The organism is Nocardia vaccinii NBRC 15922 (assembly GCF_001613305.1).
Taxonomy (GTDB): domain Bacteria; phylum Actinomycetota; class Actinomycetes; order Mycobacteriales; family Mycobacteriaceae; genus Nocardia; species Nocardia vaccinii.
On sequence record NZ_BDCC01000126.1, the window covers coordinates 1 to 1,513 of the forward strand.

At 63.8% G+C, this 1,513-nt stretch carries 1 protein-coding gene; it reads left to right on the plus strand.

Features of this window, described 5'->3' with window-relative positions:
* The first annotated feature begins 224 nt into the window (after positions 1-224).
* Positions 225-1,490 carry an IS110 family transposase gene (locus tag NV1_RS41600; RefSeq protein ID WP_245714206.1) on the plus strand — a complete coding sequence of 422 codons (1,266 nt, stop codon included), beginning with the start codon at positions 225-227 and terminating at the stop codon, positions 1,488-1,490.
* Positions 1,491-1,513: the final 23 nt, after the last annotated feature.

Genomic DNA, 1,513 nt, shown 5'->3' on the forward strand with positions numbered 1-1,513 from the left:
GCTGATACCTGTACCTTCTTTCATGGCTGGGACCTCCGGGGAATGCTTGTGGCGCTTGTCTTTTGAAGACTGAAATGAGACCGCGTCCCTGGAGGTTTTAGCTGGAGGCAGGTCGTCTTCGAGGGTGTCGTCCCGGTGAGGACTGGTTTATCAGCACGACGCGTAGCCTCCCGCTCCAGTTGTTTTCTGTGTGTGCGTGAGAGGAGTCGAGTTACTTGCTTGCAGTGGGGATCGATTGGGCGGAGTCGTTTCACGACGTGGCTCTGGGTCGGCCCGGTGCGGGTGTGATCGAGCAATTCCGGATCGACCACACCGCGAAAGGGGTCGATGGTCTGGTTGAGCGGTGTCTTCGACTGGAGGCCGACCCTTCCGAAGTCCGAGTCGTGTTGGAGACTCGGCACGGTCTGCTCGTCGAGGCATTGGTCGATGCCGGTTTCACGGTGCTGCCGGTCAACCCGGATCTCGTGGCGCGCCGACGCGGACCGGCGAAAAAGAAAGACGACGCCGAGGACGCGAGAATCTGCTGTTTGCTGGCGCTGGACCAGTTCATCGAGCTGCGGAAACTGATTCCCCATGGCGACATCGCCGGTGAATTGCGCGCCATCGCCCGCGACGACGAACGCGCCGCCCGCGACGAACGCAGACTGCTGAACCGGCTGCGCGCCGATCTGATCACCTGTTTCCCGGCCGGTTTGGCACTGGCAGGGGAGGATCTCGGGTCGCCTATCGTGCTGAAGCTGCTGGCCCGCTGGCCTTCTCACGACCAACTCGCCGCTGTGAGCGGCCACGAGATCGAGGCTTTCGCCCGCGCCGCCCAACACGGCTGGCCGGCCAAATTCGCCGCGAGAGTCACCGATGCCCTGGCCCGCGAGCAGCTGCCGGCGAAGGACTATCTGGTGCGCGCGAAAACCACGACGATCGCGTTGACCGCGACCCAATTGCTGGCATTGCGCCAAGCCCGCAAGGAATGGGAACGACGCATGGGCGAGCTGCTGCTGGGCTCGCCCCGCTACGGACGCGCGAAGCTGCCGAAGGACCCCGATCCGGGAAAAGCGATACCGGGCGGTGAGATCTACCTGAGTTTCCCCGGACTCGGAGACCGGCTCGCCGCCCGGATCGCCGGGGAAATCGGGGACCACATCGAGCAGTTCGACACCCCCGGCGGCTTGCAGTGCTACGCCGGGACAGCGCCGGTGACCCGCCGATCCGGACGCAGCGAATTCGTCGTTGCCAGGCGCCTGGCCCACAACCGATACCTCGGCACCGCGGTCCACCAATGGGCGTTCTGCAGCCTGAAATGGTCCGGATGGGCACGACAGTTCTACGACGCCAAAATCGCCGCCAAGAAAGGCCACCACAGCGCCCTGCGAGCGCTCGCCAACCGATGGCTCGAAATACTCTGGCACTGCCTCACCAAAAACGTCCGCTACGACGAAAAAGTCCACCTCCGCAACCGCGAACGCGCGCTCAACGCACTGTCCGCGGCATGAGGTTGACAGAGGGTGTCTCATCG